This window comes from Novipirellula sp. (assembly GCF_041583735.1).
Lineage (GTDB): Bacteria > Planctomycetota > Planctomycetia > Pirellulales > Pirellulaceae > Novipirellula.
Genome location: NZ_JBFHFD010000026.1, coordinates 1 through 22,509 on the forward strand (window position 1 = coordinate 1; position 22,509 = coordinate 22,509).

At 54.7% G+C, this 22,509-nt stretch carries 14 protein-coding genes; 7 read left to right on the forward strand and 7 right to left on the reverse strand.

Features of this window, described 5'->3' with window-relative positions:
* From ABX962_RS03900 to ABX962_RS03910, 3 genes are all read right to left on the reverse strand, one after another.
* Positions 1-923, reverse strand: a 923-nt coding sequence (locus ABX962_RS03900) for a tol-pal system YbgF family protein (protein WP_372716811.1), incomplete at its 3' end; no start/stop codon positions are given.
* A gap of 234 nt (positions 924-1,157) precedes the next feature.
* Positions 1,158-1,826: a response regulator gene (locus ABX962_RS03905; protein WP_372716813.1), complete on the reverse strand. Its 669-nt coding sequence runs from the start codon at positions 1,824-1,826 to the stop codon at positions 1,158-1,160.
* Positions 1,823-6,481 (reverse strand): chemotaxis protein CheB, encoded by a 4,659-nt coding sequence (locus ABX962_RS03910; RefSeq protein WP_372716815.1) that lies wholly within the window; start codon positions 6,479-6,481, stop codon positions 1,823-1,825. The genes ABX962_RS03905 and ABX962_RS03910 overlap by 4 nt, the downstream gene beginning before the upstream one ends.
* 617 nt (positions 6,482-7,098) lie before the next feature.
* Between ABX962_RS03910 and ABX962_RS03915 the strand changes: the two genes are divergently transcribed.
* A complete protein-coding gene (locus tag ABX962_RS03915) occupies positions 7,099-7,317 on the forward strand; it encodes a hypothetical protein (protein WP_372716817.1) in 219 nt (72 codons plus the stop codon).
* Positions 7,318-7,396: 79 nt separating this feature from the next.
* Positions 7,397-7,921: a hypothetical protein gene (locus tag ABX962_RS03920; RefSeq protein WP_372716819.1), complete on the forward strand. Its 525-nt coding sequence runs from the start codon at positions 7,397-7,399 to the stop codon at positions 7,919-7,921.
* Between the two features lie 330 nt (positions 7,922-8,251).
* Here ABX962_RS03920 and ABX962_RS03925 read toward each other — a convergent pair whose 3' ends face one another.
* On the reverse strand, positions 8,252-9,328 hold the full coding sequence (locus tag ABX962_RS03925) for a sugar phosphate isomerase/epimerase family protein (protein ID WP_372716821.1): 1,077 nt from the start codon (positions 9,326-9,328) through the stop codon (positions 8,252-8,254).
* Between the two features lie 160 nt (positions 9,329-9,488).
* Here ABX962_RS03925 and ABX962_RS03930 point away from each other — a divergent pair, with 160 nt between their 5' ends.
* Complete coding sequence (locus ABX962_RS03930) at positions 9,489-12,314, forward strand: Hsp70 family protein (protein WP_372716823.1); 2,826 nt, start codon at positions 9,489-9,491, stop codon at positions 12,312-12,314.
* Between the two features lie 58 nt (positions 12,315-12,372).
* On the opposite strand, the gene ABX962_RS03935 is transcribed toward ABX962_RS03930, so the two are convergent.
* Positions 12,373-12,564, reverse strand: coding sequence for a hypothetical protein (locus ABX962_RS03935; protein ID WP_372716825.1), 192 nt, complete (start codon positions 12,562-12,564; stop codon positions 12,373-12,375).
* A gap of 323 nt (positions 12,565-12,887) precedes the next feature.
* Entirely contained in the window at positions 12,888-15,542 is a 2,655-nt protein-coding gene (locus tag ABX962_RS03940; RefSeq protein ID WP_372716827.1) for a hypothetical protein, read from the reverse strand.
* A gap of 132 nt (positions 15,543-15,674) precedes the next feature.
* Between ABX962_RS03940 and ABX962_RS03945 the strand changes: the two genes are divergently transcribed.
* The 3 genes from ABX962_RS03945 (at position 15,675) to ABX962_RS03955 (ending at position 18,920) form a co-directional block, all read left to right on the forward strand.
* Entirely contained in the window at positions 15,675-15,938 is a 264-nt protein-coding gene (locus tag ABX962_RS03945) for a hypothetical protein (protein ID WP_372716828.1), read from the forward strand.
* Between the two features lie 21 nt (positions 15,939-15,959).
* Entirely contained in the window at positions 15,960-17,456 is a 1,497-nt protein-coding gene (locus tag ABX962_RS03950) for a sulfatase (RefSeq protein WP_372716830.1), read from the forward strand.
* A 93-nt stretch (positions 17,457-17,549) separates the two neighbouring features.
* Entirely contained in the window at positions 17,550-18,920 is a 1,371-nt protein-coding gene (locus ABX962_RS03955; RefSeq protein WP_372716832.1) for a sulfatase-like hydrolase/transferase, read from the forward strand.
* Positions 18,921-18,954: 34 nt separating this feature from the next.
* Here the strand turns inward: ABX962_RS03955 and ABX962_RS03960 are convergent, their stop codons facing one another.
* Positions 18,955-19,245, reverse strand: a complete 291-nt coding sequence (locus ABX962_RS03960; RefSeq protein WP_339942104.1) for a transcriptional regulator — start codon at positions 19,243-19,245, stop codon at positions 18,955-18,957.
* Positions 19,246-19,659: 414 nt separating this feature from the next.
* Here ABX962_RS03960 and ABX962_RS03965 point away from each other — a divergent pair, with 414 nt between their 5' ends.
* Positions 19,660-22,449: a hypothetical protein gene (locus tag ABX962_RS03965; protein ID WP_372716834.1), complete on the forward strand. Its 2,790-nt coding sequence runs from the start codon at positions 19,660-19,662 to the stop codon at positions 22,447-22,449.
* Positions 22,450-22,509 lie beyond the last annotated feature (60 nt).

Consider the following 22,509-nt stretch of genomic DNA (forward strand, 5'->3'; position numbering starts at 1 on the left):
GCTGGGGTCGGAAGACCATAAGTGTGTGCGATCTCGTATTCCGCGCGAGCCAGGTATTCATCAATCGCTACGGTGTCTTCACCGGCGTCGATCGCCTTCCATGAACTCAAGAAGTCCTGCCACGTTTTGCGTGCCTCCGCGTTTTTGCCGAGTTTCAGTTCGACATCGCCTAGCCGAAATGTCGCCTCGGCAAGGGTGGTCGGCGGCACCGCCGCGTCCGGTTCGGGATCGTCGTGTTGATACTTATTCAAGAATGCTTGGTAGGCTAAACTCGCCGCTGCATACGACTGCAATTCTTCCTGGCAACGGGCGATACGGAATTCAATCGTTTGTCGCAGCGAGGCGGACGGGCCAAGTTTCACTGCTTCGCTGTAGTAGGTAAGCGCTTGTTTGTAATCAGGCTTTTTCAGGTTTGATGGATCCTCCGACGCGATGCCATCAAAGTAACGATCGGCATATTCAAGGTACAGTTTTGCGAGTTCGTCTTTGCGATCACGCGAGAGCAAACGTTGGGCTTCGGCGGCGTAGATCGCACCGGCGTCTTTGTACTGGTGACGCAACACCATCACATGAGCGCGGCCAAAGCGAGCCCGTGGTACCCAAACGCTGTCAGGATATTGTTTTTCAAGCGTCTCGTAAGCAGCGAGGGCGTCGTCATGGCCACCCGATTCGGCCAAAGCATTGGCTTTTAGATAGAGCAGATAATCACGTGATTCGACTGCTTTCTCAGCGAGTGCCTTTTCAATCAACTTGCCAGCATCGTTGAATTCACGTGACTGCATCGCATCGTGAATTGCACGATCCAGAGCCGGCAACGTTGTGATCTGCGGAGCGTCAGACGGCGGTTCCGCCCCCGCGATAGAAACGTGTCCCAGCAAGGCAACGGACGTCGCGATTAGAAAGCAGCAACGAAGAGAACCCATCAGATGATCTCGCCTGCGAGAGTGTTTTTATACCGAAAACGAAGCTGAACGCCCGAGTTATCGTGGGCGTTCCCGCTTCCGATTTTACACTGCGGCGTCTGTCGGGATGAGGAAGCGAATGTCAGAAATTTGTAAAACGCAATTCAGCTGCACTTTGATACCGGCGTAAACCCCGAGGCTCTCATGCAGCACGCAGTTCGCTGTCATTAGGATTAGGCGGGTGCGTGCCGGCTATCAGTAGCCCCGCCTCATCACCCACTGTGTGGCATGGCGGACCAATTGGGTCGCATGGTCGATGTGAAGTTTGCTTTTGATGTTTTCCTTGTGCCGTTCGATGGTTTTCACGCTCAAAAAGAGGGTGTCGGCAATTTCACGTGTGCTATGTCCGTTGCCAATCTGTTCGAACACTTGAAGTTCACGGTTCGTCAATGACTCAAGGCCTTGCACGACAGCCGGTTTTAGACTTCCTAAGCGTCCACGAATGAGGGTTTTGGTGACCGATTCGCTGAAGAAAAAGTCGCCTTGCAGCAAAGCGTGGATGCCTTCGATCAATTTTTCTGGAGCCTCTTCCTTATTGATGTACCCGCGTGCTCCGGCAGCCAAAACACGGTGCGCATACAAGTTTTCGTCATGCGCCGAAATTACCAAAATTTTCAATTGAGGAATCGTTTTGGATATCGATTGAATCAAGTCCAGTCCATTTCCTTCTTTCAGTGACAAGTCAATGATCGCGAGGTCAGGGGATTCGTTCGTCAGCAGTGTGTGTCCTTCTTTTTCACTGCTTGCCATCCCGCAAACCTTCATGTCCGATTCTTGGTTGATAAGTTGAGAATAGCCAAAACGGACGATGCCGTGGTCGTCCACCACCGCAATCCGTGCGATGGTAGACAGCGTCTTAGTCATGATCGACAACTCCGATGAGGAATGGTGAGCGTAACGGACGTGCCCTGGTTGGCGACCGAATCGATATGAAGCTCGCCTCCGACGGATTCGGCGCGATACCGCATGATGTGCAGTCCATTAGTATTGGTTTTAGGTTGTAATTCTGAAATGCCGACTCCGTCATCATGTACCGTCATCGAAAATTGATTTGTGGTCGATATTTCGATGCGGATTCGCTTCGCATGGGCGTGTTTCACTGCGTTGTGCACTGCTTCGCATGCGATTTGATAGATCACAAAGGCGGCTGCATCGTTAGTAATATATGACTCGTCGAATTGGGTTGCCTGCAATTCACACGGAATGTTAAAACGCCGTGTTGTTTCAGCGGCAAGGCCTTGTAATCCCGCTAATAGTTCAACCGAATCAATGGTATTTGGCAACAGCCCGTCGGATAGCCGGCGGACGTCTTGATGCGTTTGCTTGAGGATATCGCTGAGGTGTTTAACGTTTTCGAGTTGCGATTCCATCTCGGCGGGTAAATTGCGACGCAGTGATTCTGCGATCAACGCGCCCCCGGTCAACTGTTGCGCAATGCCATCATGCAATTCTCGGCCAATCCGCTGTTGTTCGATCACTGAAATTTGAGAGACGATTTCTTCGAGACGCTTTCGGGCAATCACGTGACCAAGTTGAATGCCGACATCGGGAAGGATTTCAAGAAACCGTTCGTGACGCGGAAGGATTTGATCCGAAAGAAATTCCATGATTGCAACGACTTCGTCATCCACCGTGATGGGAAAGGCAATGGCCGCATGAAAGCCGAGGTCTGAAATGCGATGCAGTGCCGGATCGAGCAAGGCATCTTCGACCCATTGTGGTTCGCCCGTCTGCAGCACCGTACCAATCATCCCTTCGCCACGTGTGAATCGCGTTTGGCCACGTCGTTTACGAAAGTCATGCAAGTGAGACAGTCGCTCTTTCGCATCGTCTCGGACATGCCAAAGCCCGGAACTTTCCATTTGTCCACTGCCGTCACTGCACAGTCGCCATAAATGACCGATCAGCCAGCCGTTGTGAGTTGCAATCCGCTGCAGAGCCGCGCGCATCGCAGTTTCGACGGTCCTCGCTTCATTGGCGACACGCGTGATACTCTGCAGAATGTCGAGAAATTCGGTTCGTTGTAGCACTTGCTCTTCGAGTGTTCGGTTTAACTCGCGAATGCTTTCTTCGGCGTGCTTTCGCTCCGTGATATCCATCCACATGCCGACGGCGAAACGAGGCGACCGCTCGCCATCGTTGTCCGCGTAAATCACTTTGCCACGATCTTCGACCCAGCGAATTTCATTTCGAGTATTGACCACTCGAAACTCAGCTCGATAGCCATTCTCGTCACAGCGATTCAGTGCGGTTGACAGATGGGCGTGGTAACGTTCGCGATCGTCCGGGAAGACCATTTCGGTGATCCGATCACATGTGACCGGGTCGTCCGGCGTGAAGTGGGCGATGTTGCGTAGTTCGTTCGACCACGACAAGTTTTGATTGATGACATCATAGGAATACCAGCCCAAACTCGCCGCGTTGGAAGCAAGTCGAAGCTTTTGTTCGGTCTCCGTCAGTTTGGCTTCCATTCGTTTCCTTTCACCGATATCAATGCACTGCGCGACAATCGTGCCATCTTCACGCGAATGTCCCGAAAACATCATCCACAGCAATGATCCGTTCTTGCAACGAAATTCTCTCTCGTACGGAATGATGTGCCCGGTCTTGTCGAGTTCGTCATGGCTCTTTGACGCAACGTGGAACCACTGCGGAGGCGGATCGAGATCCAGCTGTTTTAACGAGTGCGACTGCACCTCTTTTCTCGTGTATCCGGTGCGTTTCAAGAACCAGTCATTGCAATTCAACAGCGTACCCTTCGCATCGAAAAACAAAATTCCGATACCATCAACTCTTAACGCGTGACGAAGCTGTGCCTCATTCGCTCGTAATTCCTCTTCGCGTTTTTTGCGTGCGGAAATGTCAACCATCGTCACCACAACCCCCCCCGTATTATTTTCATTCGATCGATACGGTAGCACACGGCGGATGAAGACTCGCCCATCACGACAGCTGACCTCGTTTTCAAACGGCTGCATCTGTTCGAGTACATGCGTACATTCCGCCGTCAAATCCCCATCAAGAAAGTCGTGGGTAAGTTCGTAGATCGGTCGTCCTTGATCCGAACTGCGTAGGCGGATCAAGGATTGCATGGCGGGAGTGAACCAGCGAATGACGAGATTGTTATCTAAACAGATCGTTGGGATTTGCGTGGCTGAGATCAGATTTTCCAAGTCGGCATGTTTCGTCTCGAGTTCGTCGATCTTCGATGCCAATTCTTGATTGACGGTGGCGAGTTCTTCGTTAAGCGATTGCAGTTCCTCTTTGCTTGTTTCTAGCTCTTCATTCGTGCTTTGCAATTCTTCATTAACACTCATCACCTCTTCGTTGGACGCTTTGTACTCTTCATAAGCAACTTCAAACTGCTCAAGCGAAGTCTGCAGTTCGTCTTTGAGTGAATTTATTTCACTTTCAAGGTGTCGAATCGTCGATTCCGTTTCGTCGTTTGTTGAGGTGTGTGGCGGGGCGCCGTTGAGGTGGACGACGTCGCTTTCGGTATGCGAATCGACGTTTTCACCCGACGAAAGGGCATGGTCGGTGCGTTCAAAAATAATCAGCGCAAACGCATCGTCATGCTCCGAATCGTCTAGCAAACGAACCTCGATTGGCACGTGCATGCTATGCCCATCATGATCCAACCGACATCTGATTTGGACCGTCTGCTTTTCGGAAAATGACTTGCGGACTGCGTCGCGAAGCCTCGATTTTAGTTCGTTGCGAAGCTTGCTCAGCAAATCGTCCGTAGGAATTCCCGAGGCGTGTTGCAGGAAAGGATTGACGTCGCCGTTGATATACAGAATTTGCCAGTGACGATTGATCAGAATAGCCCGCGGTGCAACGATGTCGAGTAAACGTTTTTGGATCAGTTGGGCAATCCGTTTGTCACGACGTTGCAGAGGAGGTGTGGTGGTGAATTCACGTCGTGTATTCCCCAGCATGATTGGGAAATCAACACGATCATGCCGCGTGGGACCTATTCGTTGGAAGATTCGCCAGCGTTTGCTGATCGTTGAAAACAAATCGTCTTGACGACCGACGGTCTCGGCCGTCCCCAGCATCAGATGACCGCCCGGTCGCAATGCAAAGTGAAACAGCGCCATCAATTGTTTTTGCGTATCCGGTTTTAGATAGATCAAGACGTTGCGACAACAAATCAAATCAAGCTGAGAAAAAGGGGGATCCGCAATCAAGTTTTGCTCGGCAAACACGACCGCATCGCGAAGCGTTTTGTTCACCCGAATGTGATCGCCATCCTCGTCGACAACAAAGTATCGTTTAATTCTTGGGGGCGACACGTCCGCTTGGATACTGCAGGGGTAACGTCCCTCGCGTGCATAGCTGAGTGCATGTTTGTCCACGTCGGACGCAAAGACCTGCAGCGTGCACGCTTTGTGCTGTTTGCTTAGCTCATCGAGAAACAGCATTGATACCGTGTAGGCTTCTTCGCCCGTAGCGCAACCCGGGATCCAAACACGAATAACGTTGGTGTTTGCCTTCCGGTCACTTGTTTCGCGATCGATGGATTTAGATGCCACAATGCTGGGGATGATATGCGTTGCAAGTTCCTGCCATGCATCCGCATCTCGAAAAAAATCAGTGACGCTGATCAACAAATCCTTTGACAACGCCGCAATTTCATCAGGGTGCTGTTTGAGATATTGCAGATAGTGCGAAACATCCTCGATCTGATGCAGGCACATGCGTCGACGTGTTCGCCGTATCAACGTGCTCTCTTTGTAATTGCGAAAGTCACGATGGGAATGGTCCTGTAATAGCGACAAAATTGCGTCCAGCGATTCACTCGAAAGATCAACATTGGCGGTGATCTCGTCGTGTTCCGCAGAATCACCCGGATCAGTCGATGGGCTTTGCAACAAGTAGGGGTGATTTGCAAAACAGGTGATCGCAGCGACGATTTCAGCTGGTGACAACACCTGATCGACCATTCCCGTTTCAATGGCACTGGTCGGCATCCCGTCGTATTCGGCGGTATTTGGATCTTGGGCAATCACGAACCCACCGGCTTCTTTGATCGCTTTGATCCCCAGCGTGCCATCACTGCCGGTGCCTGACAGGATGACTCCGACGGCGCAGCGGTCTTGGTCCTTGGCTAATGAACGGAAAAATTGATCGACGACCACCGGCGCGGTGCGGGGTTCGTGCATCGCCAGCAACTTCAGCCGCCCCGCTTCGATCTCTAAACACTCGCCTGGCGGGATGATATAGACACAATTCGGCTCGACGATCATTTGGTCGCGAACTTGCCGCACTTGCATCGACGTGAACTTTGCGAGCAGCTCGGGTGCGAGGCTCGGTTTATCGCGGGCTAGATGCTGGATAATCACCAGCGCAACGTTCGGCCGATTGGGCATTGCTTCGAGCAAACGCCGCAACGCTTCCAGCCCGCCCGCAGACGCACCCACGCCTACGATCGGAAAACGAATCGCCGTCTGGTCAGAATCTCCGTCTTCGGAGTCTACCTGTTCGTTTGTCGCCGATGATGGGATCTCTCGACTCATCCCCACAATGTTTCCACGTTTTCGCTAATTTTATATGAATTTGTTTGCCTTCAATTGCTGCTGGCTTGTTCGGAATTCACCCTGACGAAGCCGCTAAAAATTCTGGATTCGTACGCCGAATCATGAAACGGGCTGGCAAGGAGTTTATTGTCGATTCCCCTGGCTAACCTAAACGGTCGTCGGTTCAGGGCGAAACGTCGTCTCAGCAAAGCAATCCATTCCTTATTGTAGCGTTTAAAGGGGGCTTAGTAGAATCCACCGCACTTATGTTCAGTAGGGGATTCCCCCAGAGAGAAGTTCGGGAATCTCTCCTGTTGTGGCGCATCTCGGATGATCAAAATCAGCCACACGACGATCGCAATGCTCGGCAGAATCGAGCGTTTTTGGAAACGCTCGATCCAATTCGAAAGGAAAAGGCGGTAGCGTTAGCGAGTTTGCACCAGATGATTTCCTGGCGGTTTCCGCCTTGACATATTTTCTTATTGCAGTCCGATGGTGCGAGCGATGGTAACGTAACGTTCTGGGTGTTGGTGTCGTCGATAGGAACAAAGATTCATCGAAATTCATTTTGGGGCAAACCGAGTGAGTGCGTCCCGCATTTTTGTAGGAGACCAGTCATGTATTCTCATAGCAGCAACGTGTCACTTTCGAGCGACGCGGTTAAGGATTTGAATCGCGTCGCCGAGGCAATCGAATCGTTGGAGATACGTCTAAGTGTGTTAAGCGTGCAAATGCACTATGACAAGTCGCCTTTCTCGCCGCGGACGATGGAACTGACACGTGAACTGGGCGAAATCCACCGCCTACTTGAAAACACCCTAACGTTTGGAAGTTGATGTCAACACGGAATCAACTTGCGATCAAAAGTGAGACGGTTTGTAGCCAACAGAAAAAGAAGAAGCGAGCGGGCTAAAAATGAAATTGAACAACCAACAATTTGTCGAGCGAATCAGAGCGATTGCTCATGATGGTGACACGAAGCCTAGTTTGGATGGAGAGGGCGAATTGGATGATCGACTCTCGGTCGCGTTGAATTTCATGGCCGACCAGCTTGCGGGACGCAATGTTTCTGATTCTCTGGATCATGATTTGGCGGCTTTGGTGCACTTGGTCGTCCCTGATTTTGCCGACGCGTGCAAGATTGATCTGTTTGAACAAGGTGGCGGAATTCGTCGTTTCGCCAAGTACGCCTGCGACGACTTGCTGTTGGAACCCACGCTCCCTACGGCACACGGACGGGCAGATCGGCCATCCTGTATCAAGATCGCTTTGTCCGACGGTATCTCGTTCCTAGGGGCAATTGAATTCCAGCGATTGCCCACGCAACGTCCATTCACGATGGATGAACACCTTGACGCAAAAGTGCTGGCAAGCCGGATCTCCAAACGTGTTGTCGGAATCACTCCGACCCGCTATTCGGGGGCGATCTACCGCAATTAGAATTTGTCACTGCACGTCACAGATCGGCACGTCACAGATCGCCATGTCACAGCGGCCAATGCCATCTACTTTGAATGGCGGTGCGGCGCGAGCCGCCCGATTGGTTATCGCTCGCGGCGCAAGCCGTCCGTTAGCAGCGTGGAAAAACGTTTGAATTAGACCGTGCGGCTCGCGCCGCTCCGCTACAAACATCACCCGTTCAGTGCCAAGGTAGATGGCACCGGGCGGCTTGCGCCGCCCCGCTAACAACCTTGATCGGCTGATTCGATCGACCGAAACGATCGACCGAAACAATCGCAGACGCAGAACGTTGCCAAATTTCGCTTACCGCTACGCGTTGGCAAACGCATTGCGGAGCATCTGAAGACTCTTGGGGATCGCGGTCTCGTGAGCCTCTTTGCCCTCGAATTCGAGCGAGATATAGCCGCGATAGTTAGCGGCTTTCAGGATCGCGGCGACCTCGTTGTAATCGATCTCCAGCGTGTACCAAGTGCCGCCTCCGTAGTAGGTTTTTGCTTGTACAAAGACTGCCTCGGGAGCGAGCTTTTTGTATTGGGCGTATTGGTCTTCGAGGAAATTTCCGGTATCGAGTGTCACTCGCAGCCAGGGGGAATCGACTTCACCAACGACTCGCAAAACGCCATCCGCTGTCCGCCCCAGTCCCCAGTGGTTTTCGAGTCCCAGCACCACTCCGCACTTTTCCGCGGTCGGCAAACATTGCTCGAGCGAATCACGGACCCATTTGAAACCGTCGTCATCGGTGTATCCTTCCAACCGCGGTTCGATGCCTTTATTCTTCATCAGCTCGTCAAAGCTACCTGAGGTCCCCCAGCGTCCTGTGTTCACGCGGATCGTGGGAATCCCCATCGCATATGCAAGTTCAATGCAATGATTGGTGTGGTCGATCGCCTCTTGACGCTTTGCAGCGTCCGGGGAAACAAACGATTGATGAGTGGAAAAACCACACAAGGACATGCCGCGTCGAAAGGCGCGTTGCTTGATCCGTTGTAGTGTCGCGTTAGATTCGTCCTGCATCTGCACATGCAGAATCTCAACCGCGTCGAACCCGGTGTCCGCTGCCAAGTCAATGCATTCTTCGATCGATAACTTACTGTCGTCGCGGTACCGCCAATAAGAATAGGTTGACACCGCGATCGGGTTGGTCTTTTTTGCAGTGGCCCGGTCAGCTTGATTGCCGCCCGAATGCGCGTTCCTGTTTCGGCCGTCTTCCTGAGGGGCTGCCGCGTTAGACGCGGCACCCACCAATGCGGCTGCGGTCGCGATGGACCCCGCCACTGCTTGACGCCGATTCCAGAGTCGCGGATTCGTGTGCCCCACAGCCGGTGGAACGTTGGTCGCGTTTGCCGCGGAAGCATTGTTTTGAGTTTGGGAGGCGGAATCCGACATAATCAGCGTCACTAGGGAAAGAGGGATTGATAGGTCAGCGGATGGCAGAAATTGCTTTCGCAGTATAACCTGAAAAGCCTTGGCGGGCGGAGATCCCCCAAGTGTCTGATCGGCCAATTGTTCGCCACTGCAAGAATCTTCCCTCATTAATACGCTCGTTGTGTCAAACTCTGATCCCATTGCTGATGAACTTGGAACTCGACCTTCACGCTATGTGATCGGGATCGATCTAGGAACGACGAACTGCGCTCTCTGTTTTATTGATACAGAAAAGGATCGCTGGACCACCGAGACGTTTCCGATCACTCAGTGGATTGACTTCGGGCAATGCGAGAATCGAGAGACGTTGCCTTCGTTTCACTATGAATTGACTGCGGACGAAAGTGCGGGTGGTCATCGGTTGCCTTGGCAAAACGAGGTCACGCCCTTTTGCGTCGGAGTGCTGGCCCGCGATGCGGGGCACCGTCATCCGGGCCGACGAGCCGCATCGGCGAAAAGTTGGCTGTCGCACGAAGGCGTCGATCGCACCGCCGATCTTTTGCCCTGGCACGGCGATGCCGACGTGACACGGTTGTCGCCGGTCGATGCGTCGGCTCGCTATTTGGAACATCTGCGGTCCGCATGGGATCACTCGCACCCCGATGATCCGCTCGCTCAGCAAGACGTGGTGATCACGCTGCCCGCCTCGTTTGACGAGGTGGCGAGGGAATTAACCGTGGCGGCCGCGAAAAAAGCGGGGCTATCGCGAGTCTATTTAATCGAAGAACCGCAAGCCGCGTTCTATGCCTGGATCGACCGTCAACAAGACCAATGGCAGAGCCGTGTTCAGCCGGGGCAATTAATTTTGGTCTGCGATATCGGCGGTGGCACCACCGACTTGACCCTGATCCGCGTTCGCGCGGCGGGTGAATCGGGAGACCAAATCCAGTTCCACCGCGTTGCGGTCGGGGATCATTTGATTCTCGGGGGCGACAACTTGGATTTAGCGGTAGCAAAACTCGCCGAAGCAAAAATCATCGCTTCGGGAACAAGCAGCGCATTGTCGCCGAGTCAGTGGGATCGTTTAGTTCAGGTTTCGCGGACGGTCAAGGAAACGATGCTGCAACATGATCGCCCTGAATCGTACACGATTCATCTGCCCTCGGAAGGCTCTCGATTGGTTGGCGGTAGCATCCAGGTCGAAGTCACGGCGGCGGAGATCGATGCGGCGCTGATGGATGGTTTCTTTCCGATGGTCGAGTTGGACGCAACCGCCATTGCGGGCGATAGTGGATTTCAAGAGTTTGGGTTGCCCTACGCGGCGGATGCGGCGATTACCCGACATCTGGCCGAATTCCTGCATACTCACCGCCGCACGGGACTGGATGAACAAGACGATGATTCGGCGGAACGACCGGCACTGGTATTGTTCAACGGCGGCGTGATGTCAGCACCTGCGGTTCGCCAGCGAATTGTGGATTCGTTGTCGCGATGGTTCGCCGGGGACGATGCCGATTGGAAGCCGGGGGTATTGGATTCGCCGCGGCTCGATTTGGCAGTCGCGCAAGGTGCTGCCTATTACGCAGGCGTGCGGCGCGGGCACGGAGTTCGAATCGCCGCAAATCTTGGACGCTCCTATTACATGCAAGTCGCTGACCACCCACCACGAGGGTTATGTTTGATTCCCGGCACTGCCGAAGCAGGCCAACGATTCCGCGCCGATGGACATCCGCTGGAATTGCAAATCGGGGCGCCGGTGCAGTTTCCGTTGTGGGTCAGCAGTACGCGGTTGGCCGATCCGGTAGGAGCTTTGATTGAAATCGATCGCAAAGAATTTTCGCCATTGCCTCCGATTTGTACCGCATTGGTGCAGGGCAAACGACGCAAGGACGAAACGATCAATGTGGTGATTGAAGCCGAGTTGAGTGAGATTGGGACGGTCGGTTTGTACTGCGTCGATAGTGAATCGAGCAAACGTTGGCGTCTGGAGTTCGATATTCGCAGCACGCTGGAAACCGACCGGGATGCCCACACCGGAACCGGCGAAGCTCGTGGAATCGTGGATTCGGACACCGCGGCCGAGTGTGCTGAGGCGATTCAAAACGTGTTTGGTGACTCGGAGACAAAATGGAAACCCAACCAGTTGGTAAAGCGGTTGCAAGAGATTACCGAAACGCATCGCAACGATTGGCCTCCGTCGCTGCTTCGCGACCAATGGCAATTTCTGCTTGACAATCAACAAGGCCGTCGTCAATCGCCGCAGCACGAATCACGTTGGCTCAATCTCGTCGGATTCTGTTTGCGGCCGGGATACGGCGTTGCCGTTGATGATTGGCGAGTCTCGCAAGTGTGGCGGTGTGTGCACAACAAATTGGTGTTCCCCGCCGCCGCATCGCGTACCGAATCGATGATCTTGTGGCGACGGATTTCCGGCGGTTTGACTGCGGGACAACAAGCTCAACTCGCCGCGCCATGGATCAGTGCTCTAAAAAATCGAACGCGAAAAGTCGAGCCCCACGAGGCTGCCGAAGCGTGGCGATTGATCGGATCTTTGGAACGTTTGGCCGTTAGCGATAAAGTCACGCTAGGACGAGTTGCGATCGAAGCGGTCTTGCACAAGAAGAACGAAAAAATCCGTCATGCGCTACTATGGGCGATCGGTCGTTTGGGCAGTCGTCAACCGCTGTATGGTCCGCTGAATGGATGCGTCGGGGCACACGAGGTTGCGAACTGGGTCGAGTCATTGATTCGCTTGGACCGCAGCACCGATGCGGCCGCGCATGAATCGGTTTGGATGCTGGCGCTGGTTCAGATCGCACGTAAAACCGGTGACCGTTATCGCGACTTGGCACCGCAAGTGCGAGACGAAGTGATCGAATATCTTGCGAGCCGATCGGCGCCGCCTCATTACCTTGAATTATTGAGAAACGGTGGACGGCTCGAAAGCGAAGAGGAAGCCGCGATTTTTGGAGACGCGTTGCCACTCGGGATCCGGCTGGTGCGATAACTTCGCGGATCAACGAAACGAAGCGTGCAAAATGCCCCCACAAATTGAGAGTGTACGGTCAACGGTCGCGGATTTGCATCGGCTCGGCCGCTCTTCGGCGTTCCCCACCGCTGTTGATCATCGCCACCGCGATCCCTCCGAACACGATCAGCAGCACTGCGGAAATAATGTGCGGCCGATACGTTTGCCACAGCGTGGGGGAGGTGGACAAGGATTGCGGAGATTGCGGTGGGGCGTTTGGGTCGATCATGTTTTGATTCAAATGGGCTTCCAGAAAGGGGACGTAAGCAAAATCGTACCCGATCCCGCCCCCATTTTCGACCAATAGCCTTGGCCGTTTCGAATAAATTTAGGGGAGGGGGTGACCGGCGACCCGCCGTTGATAAGCACGGTTTGTCCCGCGTTTGTGCTTGTCGCTCGACTCGAAGCCCTGATCCAAACGCCCGCCGAGTCTTGCGGTAGTAAATCTTGGTAAAGATCACTTTACCCGCAAAGGATCTTTTGCAAGCGTCCACGACGCTCGTTATTGCATGAGCGTTGCGACGCTGATTCTTGATCGATGCGAGTCCGGGCTTAGCCGGCCGCCAACAGCTTTGCCGTTGCCAGTCGAAGACTCTCTAGCCCCGTTGACGACAGCCTACCGTATGCCGACGTTCCGGCGTCCACCTCATCGGTTTTGTGAACCTGAACGTTCAGGTCGACGTATTGGTTGACAAATCGTCGCATCTGCTGCTGAGTCCAACCCCGTCGTTGCTGCAGCAGGTTCAGGTACTCGATCAATTGCTGTGCATCTCGATAGGCTTTTAGCCGCATCGAGTGACGAACGACCGTTTGGCCATCAGGATCTTTGGCGAAGATAAACAGTCCCAACTGATCGGCGTTCGTCAATGCACTGCCGGTTTTGTTGACCGTTTGCCAGGGAACGATTCCGGTTGCTCCGTATTGCCATGCGTCCAGTGCCCAGGCTTGGACGTTGCGATTGCTCTCGTGGACGTGATTCGTGGTTCCATAAACCCACGCCTTCAGTCCATCACGCTGCATGCGGTCGGTGACCAGACGCCGGTAGTTTTGGTACGCGGCGGAGGAGACAACCCAAAGATCATCGCGGTCGTGCAACTGGCCTCGGCAATATTCGGGACGCGAAATGTCGATGCGATAATCGATCTGCACGTCTGCTGCGACTTCGCGGCCGCGATCGGTTAACTCTCCATAAAACTGTAGCGCCCGGAAATCCCAAAAGCTGGTCGGTTCATCCAGAATCCACGGCGCTTTCGTCGTTTGGTCGAGCGATCCCTTGTTATTGAAGTACACCTGGAATCCGGTTTGATTCCAGCCTTTGGAATCAGCAAGTCTCGCAAAGTCTTGCAAGATATTGACGTACGTTCGAGCGTACTCAGGGTGTGCACTGAACGCTTGGTAGGCGTCCAGATCGCCATTGAAATAGGGTCGGCAATTCAATGGCCAGCTTTCGTGAAACGTCAAGTAAAATCCGGGTGCCGGGATCGGACCACGATGCCCATTTTGGAACAGCGAACCATCGATGTACGGCCCGAAGGCTTCTACAAAATCGTTCCAGTATCCCGTTTTGGAATCCGGTTGAATGTCATCGTACCGCTGATTGTCCATGCGTCGTCCGGAACGAAGACGCATGTCAAGGTTGCTTTTCCTTGCGCCGGGGGCCGCAGTGTTGTGTGAATAGTGCAGGATATTGGCGTGCACGCGGTGGTCATACGCAATCTGCTGCAAAGCGTAGTAATCGTCGACGTGATCGGGAAGTCCATAGCCATTCATCTCGCACAGAAATGTCGCTTGGCGAGGCAATGTGAAAGGATGGACCTTGATTGATAGCGGCACCACACGTCCGTCGGAGATCGTGATTTTCCCTGTGCGAACACCTGGTGATGCATCGAACGGAATGTAGATGTCGGCAACAATGCATTGATCCGTATCGGGGTTGAGCGAAACGGTCTCTGGCATCGGTAACAGTGGATCGGGGATCATCCGGCCGTTTGCCGGCACATAGACCGCTTGATGTAATTCGACACGCGACGCAGGTGCATTTACATGCACTTTAACGGATGCTTGTTCGCTGTCGTCGCCTCGCAGCAACAGCTGGAATCCGACGACTTCGCCCGCCGCGGCGGTGAGTTGCACTCGTTTGCCATCAAAAATCGGATTGTGAGTCCGATAGTTTTCCGGCAGTTCTCCTACCCCCTTTCCCGACGCATCAAACTTGTCCGTGACCGGAATCACGCTTAGCCCGGGGATTGGCGAAGGGTGTGGTGGTGCAAACGTTAGCGACGGGCGATCGACTGGTCTCGACTTCAGGATCACGCCTCGCAGCACTGCGGGGGGTGAACGTTGGCCTGTGCGATTCAGGGTGACAACGCGGATTTCATACGGTTGGTCAGGGGGGATCGACGAAGCTAGGTCGCGAAGTGGAATGGTTTGTGGGCGCCCCGGCACTACCATTGGGATGTTGTGTCGGCCGAGCGAACTGCCATCCACGGTAACTTCATAAGCAAAACCATGCATTGGCGAAGTCAGCGTCAACTGAGCCGATTCGATATCAGGGGATTCCAACTGCAGATTTTTGGCAGCCTCGGGATCCGCGTCAGCCGAATCGTCGAGTTCAACAAGTAGGTACGGCTCCTTGCTCGACTGGTGATGCGAGAAAATGGTCGGGTTTCGCCGATAGTCCGCGTCGTGTTCGTGAATGGCCAAACCATCCGCGAGCCCCATCGCCATCACATGGATCATGTCGGCTGGCACGTCCCAATGATACTTGCCATCACGGACCAAAGACCTCGACTGATGAACCAACGTAAAGGCATTCCCGCCAGAGACGGCCGGAAACCGAGCACCCGCGTATCCCCAGTCGTCAACGCCTTCGATCCCTGCGGTCAGACCGTTGGAACTAGCTTCATCCCAAGGGCTTGCGATCGTGGATAGCGTGACACCGGAAATGTGTTGTTCTCCTTGAACGCACACCAGCGTGGCTCGCTTGACACGTTTGCCCGCGACGGCGGACATATCAAACGCCATGGTGACGATATGCTGGTTGCCTTTGACACGGATCTGGCCTTGCTGACCTGCGTTCTGGTCCCACTCGCCATCGACCATGACAATCGAGTTGTCTTTGATCACCGGCAATCGAATGGAATCGCCCGCGTTTGCCTCGGTTGCAAACGCCACGGCTAACGAAAGCAATGTGAGCAGGATCCGCATGAGAAAACACGCCTTCGAAACAATTAAAAAAGGGGCTTGGCAAATACCGCCATCCAGGACGAATTGCGGAGGAACTTCGTTCGCTCCGCCGGACCGCAACCCCGATCGCGGCTCATTCGTGCTGTCCTGCACATGCTGAATCGTACCGCAACCGCGGGATGGATGTACTATGCCGGCATCGCAATGCCTCCTAATAATCGGTCGGCGGTCACCACGAAGCAATTGCACGGCGTTTTTAAAGACAGCCATCCTTGGCATCGCTTTCACATCATTGACCCGGACATGTATACCTCGTCGTCGGTTTGGGGGCGGTCCCGCGGCGGGTTGACGATTCCATTTGCCCTTTGCTGCCTGCACGTCGATGCGGTTCATGTTACGCTGTGGCGATACGAATAGCGTCCCGCCTGAGAACTCAACATGCCATCTCGAAACCACCGTCTCGTTCGTTCCCAAATTCGTTTTTTCGTGGTCCTTTGCGTTTCCGTATCGCTGGCGGCTTTCCGGTGGGGCGGACACTGTCACGCCGATGCCCCGACGCAGGCCGCTGCGAAATCGCCGTCGCACCCCAACATTGTGTTGGTGATGACGGACGACCAAGGATGGGGTCAAACCGGTTATTACAACCACCCCGTTTTGAAAACGCCACACCTCGATGCAATGGCAGAGAGTGGTTTGCGGCTAGATCGTTTTTACGCGGGTGCCCCCGTTTGTTCGCCAACGCGGGCGAGTGTTTTGACAGGACGATCGAATGACCGCACCGGGGTTCAGTCGCATGGTTATGCGTTGCGTTTGCAAGAGACCACGATCGCCAGTGTGCTGAAGGATGCCGGATATGTGACCGGGCATTTCGGGAAATGGCATCTCAATGGCCTGCGTGGTCCTGGGGTTCCTGTCCTGCACACCGACGCACATCATCCTGGACATTTTGGTTTTGACCAATGGGTTTCGGTCACCAATTTTTTTGATCGTGATCCGTTGATGAGCCGGCGTGGCAAGTTCGAACAATTCACGGGCGATTCGTCGGACGTGGCGATGACCGAAGCGATCGATTTTATTTCGCGACAATCCAAAGCGAATCAACCGTTCTTTACCGTAGTTTGGTTCGGGTCACCTCATTCGCCGTGGCTAGCGGGGGATGACGATTTGAAATCGTTTGAATCGCTCGACAAAGACTCGCGGCACCACTATGGGGAATTGGTGGCGATGGACCGCAGCATCGGGACCTTGCGAGACTCGCTGCGGCGGCTCGGGGTCGCCGAGAACACTTTGGTGTGGTACTGCAGTGACAATGGAGGACTGCCAAAGATTAAGCCCGATACTGTAGGCGGACTGCGAGGCCACAAGGGAAGTTTGTACGAAGGCGGGCTACGTGTTCCCGCGATCGTCGAGTGGCCCGCGATGATCAAACCACGCGTCACGAACTATCCCGCCTGTACGATGGATATCTTTCCGACGCTCGTTGATCTGTTGTCGCTCGATGAATCCGTCGCACCCAATGAACTTGATGGCGTTAGCCTAAAGCCGCTCTTTGAAAAAGAGTTGGGGCCGCGTGAAAAACCGATTCCCTTTCGTTTCTCGAATAAGGCGGCGTTGATCGACAATCACTTCAAATTGCTAGCCGAGAATTTGGATCGGTCCAAATTCGTGCTTTACGACTTGCAAAATGATCCTACCGAAACCACCGACGTGACGTCCAAGCATCCACAGGTGGCAAAACGTTTGCAGCAAGCGCTTGTCGCATGGAATGCGTCTGTCGGAAAGAGCGTGGCTGGCAAAGAATATCCCGCCGGCAAAGTCGATCCGGACCATCCCGAGCCGCGATGGTGGACCGACGTCGATGCATACAAGCCGTTTTTTGCCGAGTGGAAAGATCGCTGGGAATACGCTCGCTCTATAAAGTCGAAACGCAAATAAGCTGCGGCGGTACAAATCGCAGTCGAGAATGCTTCCCTCGTTGTCGAGGCGACAGATTCCCCCCCCTCACGTCATGCTCGAAAGACTTGCTCGATGAAAATAACTCTCTTGTACTTGATGGCTGTCTTGCTCTGCTGGAACGGCGCGTTTGCGATCCACTTGAACGCTGCCGAGAAGCCTAATGTTTTGATGATCTATGCCGACGATATCGGCTATGAAGCGTTAAATTGTTATGGTGGACTGGATTTCAAGACGCCGCGTCTCGATCAGATGGCGGCGGCTGGGATCCGATTCAGTCGCGCCTACGCCAGCCCTGTGTGTACGCCGTCGCGAGTCAGCCTGCACACCGGACTCTATACGACCCGGCATGGACATCTTGGCGTATTACCGGTCCACCATGGAACGCGTCAAAAAGTAGATTTTCAAAAGCTGCCGACGTTTGCCCAGCTGCTGCGATCCGGCGGCTACACGACAAGCGTTACCGGAAAGTGGCAATTGGCGACACTGCAGGTATGGCCCGACCATGTCCGGGATGCCGGCTTTGATTCATGGTGCATTTGGCAGATTTGGCGTGACGGAAACAAGACACTGCGTCATTGGAACCCCACGCTGAACGAAGATGGCCGCGTTCGCGGAGACATTGCCGATCGTTTTGGTCCCGATGTGTTAGCCGACTATGTGATCGAGCAGATGACCGAGGCCAAAGCCGCAGGCAAACCGTTCTTCATTCTGCACAATGAACTGCTGCCGCATGATCCGATCATCGAAACACCAGACGATCGAGCACTTGGACGGCAGGCCCAGCTTGGGAACATGATCCATTACATGGACAAATTGGTGGGGCGGTTGCTCGATGCCGTCGAAACGCTTGGGATTCGAGACAACACCTATGTGGTGTTTATGGGCGACAACGGGACGCACGACGTGGATTTCAAAAATCCCAAGTCGGGGCAACCCCGTGAACTCAAACACACTCGGCATACAATCGCGGGGAACGTCAACGGCGGCAAGTTTCAGCTGAACGATGCTGGCACGCATGTGCCGCTGATCGTGTGGGGGCCAAAATCGGTGGCTGGCGGCGGCGTCTGTGACGACTTAGTGGATGTCGTCGACCTGTTTCCGACCTTTTGCGAATTGACGGGGACCGCGATCCCCGCCTCGCTATCGCTAGATGGACGCAGTATCGCGCCGCAGATTCATGGTCGCGTCGGTACCCCGAGAGCATGGGTACATCACGGGATCGCGGGCAAGGGCGAGAATCTGTTTGACGGATCGTGGCGTTTGTTCCGCAAGGACAGCAAACTGTTGGACGCTCGTAACTTGCCCGCAGAGCCACCCGCTGGCAAAGCAAGTGAGCAGATTGACGTCGTGAAAAACAGGTTGGGTTCAATCTTCGAGAAAATCACTCCAACTGGACCGCGGCCGCCTGAGCCTTTCCCGGCAAAGGTGCTGGGAATTGAGTGAACAGCGGTTGGCGGACACGTCTGTTGGGCAGGGGTTAGCCTTGGCCGCGTTCTTCGAGTTGCTCGCGGTACGAGTCGCGTTCGCGGCGGGTCGCTTCCAGGTCGAAGATCAAGTACTTCATGTCCAAGCGAAGCTGTGACAACGCTTCTTGAACCAAGTTCAGGATGCGTCGACGACGGGTGCTGCACTCGACCACGCGGTCCAATGCCGGAGCCACTGCATCGCGGTAGCGGGCGGGAAGCGAATTAATCGCGTTGATCATCTCTTGCAGCTCCACAGGAGTGTCTTCGTTCAGCTTGTTGGTCGATCCAATGGTCTTAGGCATTCGGTTGTGCTCCGTAGAGTGAAATCAGCAAGTGGTGTCTTGTAATGCTTTGCTATCCATCGCATTCGAAGTGCCGATTCCCTGGCCGAGAGTTCTGATTCGATTGTAAGGCGTTTCCAGTTAATGACTTAGGATGATTCGGTCGGTGTTGATGTCAAAATGCAACGTTGCATTTTTTCAACCGACTTCCTCTTGGCTTGATGCCCTAAATCTTGGTATGGAAACGTTTTACGTTTTTAGAGACGGCTTTCGACGGGATGTGTTTTTTTTTCAACACGCTGTCGCATTTGCCGTACATCTCGGCTGTGAGTTGCTGGTAGCGGGTTGTCGCACAGGTGAAAGTTCACCGTGGCGGAAGACGAACGAGCAACTGTGGCTGATTGTTCCGAGTCCGAGCCCTGTGGTCAACGATCAATGTCCTTGCCAAGGCAATCCGAATCCAAATCGTCGTCGGTCAAACCGTCTTGGCAAACCCTGCGCGTTGTGCTTCGCGGGTTGGTTTTTGCGGTTGCGGGATTGGCGTTAAGCGTACCGCGCTGTTGCGCCCAATTGTATGATTCGCTCGATGCGTACCCGCCGCGTTGGCAGCTGGACACCTCCGATTGCGATGCACGGATTCTGACGCACAAACATTTGGCGGACGGGGGAATCGACGGCCGCGCATGCGAAGTGGTGACGATCAACGCGACCCATGGCACCGAAGCGGTGTTGGCGTACCCGATCGAGCCGATCGTTCCGATCGATGGATTGACGGCAAACGTCGCCGTGATGAGCGCCCGACCAGGCGCACGAATCGGTTTTCGCGTTCGATTTCCCTACTTGCGTCCCGAACCTTCGCGACGACCTGCGTCGGTGATCGTTTACGGGGCAAGCTATAACGATTCCGGCCAGTATGCCACGATTGGGATTGGCATGATCGAGCGTCCGCTACGGCTGAAAACCATGGCGCTGCGTGGCGAGCATGGCGCGGATGTGAATTTAAAAGATCCTTACGTCGATGCCGTGATCGTGAACGCTTATAGCGGAGTAGGCGTCACCGCGCTGCGACTCGATGAATTGCGAGTCGACGGGATTGTCAGCGTTAGTGATGTTTCCCGCGCGACGGTGCCACATCCGGCGACGTCCGGGCATGATGACGATCGCGCCGCAGCGAGCCGCGTCGATCCGCAGGCCGCGTCGATTCCGGACGACGCGAGTCGCATGAATGTGTTTCCTAATGGCAAGGTCACACGTATCCTACAGCACAACGGTGAACCGCTGGCGTGGGTACGTTCGCTCGGCTTCGATGCTGTCCAACTCTCGTCGCCTCCCGATGCACTGCTTTTGAATGAAGCGATCCAAACGCGAGTGGCAATCTATGCGCCCGCCCCGTCGGCACCCGATCCCGCGCTGCAATCGCTGCTTCAACCGGTTGCCGCTTGGTACATCGGACATAACGAAGCACTTGACTCGACACGAGTCGACGCGGCGGATTTAACAGCACGTCGGCTTCGTGCATTCCCCGGTCCGTGGCAGCGTCCGATTGTCGGTGCTCCTTCGGAAAGTTATCGGCGTTACATGACGATCATGGACGCGATGGTGCATGAGATGCCGATCCGGGCACGAGGCTTAACCGCCGAAGAGGAAGTCGCTGAAATGACCCATTTTGCTCGCCGCGTCGGCGACCGGGTGCAAATGGCAGCGGGAGTGATGAGCATGCCGCCTGAACGGACGCTGCGGCAAACGCAAGCGATCGCCGATTCCATCGGTGCTCCGCAACCGAGCGGCTTTCGATGGCACTCGATGTGGCTACAAGCGATGCGAAGTCTCGAGATTGCACCGCATGCGATTCTGTTTCGTTCGACTCATTCATTGGCCTCCGGCACCGAGCTGGACACGCAGCGTTCGATGGCGCTGAGCTATGTGAATCGCATGATCGCAATGCTGGAGCCGTGGATTGCCGGCGCGACGCCGGTGACGCCGCTTCGTGTCACAGGGGCTCCCTATTACTGCACCCGGCTATCAAAAGACGATGTCGACGTCGTGCTGCTGACGTCAAAGACATCACGTGGTTCGGAAGTCTTGGCGGGTGATGGCCAGACACTCGAGTTGGTCCTGTCGCCGACCGATTCCAAAAAGACGATCTGGCGATTGACGAATTTCACCGCACAGCGATTGGCCGCCGACGTCACGGCTACCGGAGCACGGTTGTCAATTGTGTCACCGGATGCTGCAGAGATTATTGTGATCAGCAGCGATCCCAGCGTGGGGGGCGCATTGAGCCAATCCGCAGCACGGTTTGCCCGCCAAGCCGCGCTGGATCGTTGGCAGCTTGCCGGTGACTTGGTTCGCCAAACACGCAACCAGTGGCAGACCGTCTCGGCATCGCGGGTCGGCAATCGTGCTGCGCCGATGGATTTGATTGACGTCGCCGGACGAACGCTTGCCGAAGCCGAACCGCTGTATCGCGCCGGGGATTCCGATGCAACCTTGCGTATGGCACGTCGCGCCGACGCATGGGCGCTGCGTAGCGAATGGCAGCTTGCGGAAACATTGATGCCCGATTGGCCACGGCCCACCAGTTGTCCACCAATCGATTGCGGCGCGGCCGAAGTCCAGACGATGTGGTATCCGTTAACTCAAGATCGCGGTTGGAGCCGCAATTTTCTGACCGCGGGCGCACTTGATACCGCCGAATCGTTGAACGAAGAACGCTGGAAATTTGGCAAGCGACTCGAGGGCCGAGCGAAAAGCGAAGTGGTGTTTGCCAGTCGTGGATCCTACGCGGGACCCGGCGCGCTGTTGGCGCGTGCGACCGCGATTGCGGACGACCCGCTGCCGGGTGGTTACGAGGGAACCGTGATCCAAATCCGCAGCCCCTCCGTCCGTGTCCCCGCTCATACCGCGGTTCGGATGGATGCGCTTGTGCGAACGATTGGTTTTGGGCGACCGCATCAAGGAGTGCTAGTGTACGATTCGATCGGCGGCCAAGAAATGGGCGTGTTAGTGCGAGGCCGGTCGGCGTGGACACCCGTTCGCTTGTATCGTCAAACGCTCGAAGAAACCGAAGTTAGCGTGATGTTCGAATTGATGGGGGATGGCGAAGTGATGATCGATGAAGTGACGCTGCGAATTTGGGAACCTGAAAATGAACCGCCTCCCAAAGCGTTCCGGCCGCTGAGTACTGCGGTGGTCGACGACGACGAGACGCTTGAATCACGCTAACATATTGCGGTCTTAGCAGTTGCATGTGCTGTGCGCCCCTCGCGGTAGTGACCCCTCTTG

Coding starts and splice junctions, on each gene's coding strand:
- ABX962_RS03905 (WP_372716813.1), bottom strand. CDS start 1,826: ATGACTAAGACGCTGTCTACCATCGCACGGATTGCGGTGGTGGACGAC.
- ABX962_RS03910 (WP_372716815.1), bottom strand. CDS start 6,481: ATGAGTCGAGAGATCCCATCATCGGCGACAAACGAACAGGTAGACTCC.
- ABX962_RS03915 (WP_372716817.1), top strand. CDS start 7,099: ATGTATTCTCATAGCAGCAACGTGTCACTTTCGAGCGACGCGGTTAAG.
- ABX962_RS03920 (WP_372716819.1), top strand. CDS start 7,397: ATGAAATTGAACAACCAACAATTTGTCGAGCGAATCAGAGCGATTGCT.
- ABX962_RS03925 (WP_372716821.1), bottom strand. CDS start 9,328: ATGTCGGATTCCGCCTCCCAAACTCAAAACAATGCTTCCGCGGCAAAC.
- ABX962_RS03935 (WP_372716825.1), bottom strand. CDS start 12,564: ATGATCGACCCAAACGCCCCACCGCAATCTCCGCAATCCTTGTCCACC.
- ABX962_RS03940 (WP_372716827.1), bottom strand. CDS start 15,542: ATGCGGATCCTGCTCACATTGCTTTCGTTAGCCGTGGCGTTTGCAACC.
- ABX962_RS03945 (WP_372716828.1), top strand. CDS start 15,675: ATGCTGAATCGTACCGCAACCGCGGGATGGATGTACTATGCCGGCATC.
- ABX962_RS03950 (WP_372716830.1), top strand. CDS start 15,960: ATGCCATCTCGAAACCACCGTCTCGTTCGTTCCCAAATTCGTTTTTTC.
- ABX962_RS03955 (WP_372716832.1), top strand. CDS start 17,550: ATGAAAATAACTCTCTTGTACTTGATGGCTGTCTTGCTCTGCTGGAAC.
- ABX962_RS03960 (WP_339942104.1), bottom strand. CDS start 19,245: ATGCCTAAGACCATTGGATCGACCAACAAGCTGAACGAAGACACTCCT.
- ABX962_RS03965 (WP_372716834.1), top strand. CDS start 19,660: ATGTCCTTGCCAAGGCAATCCGAATCCAAATCGTCGTCGGTCAAACCG.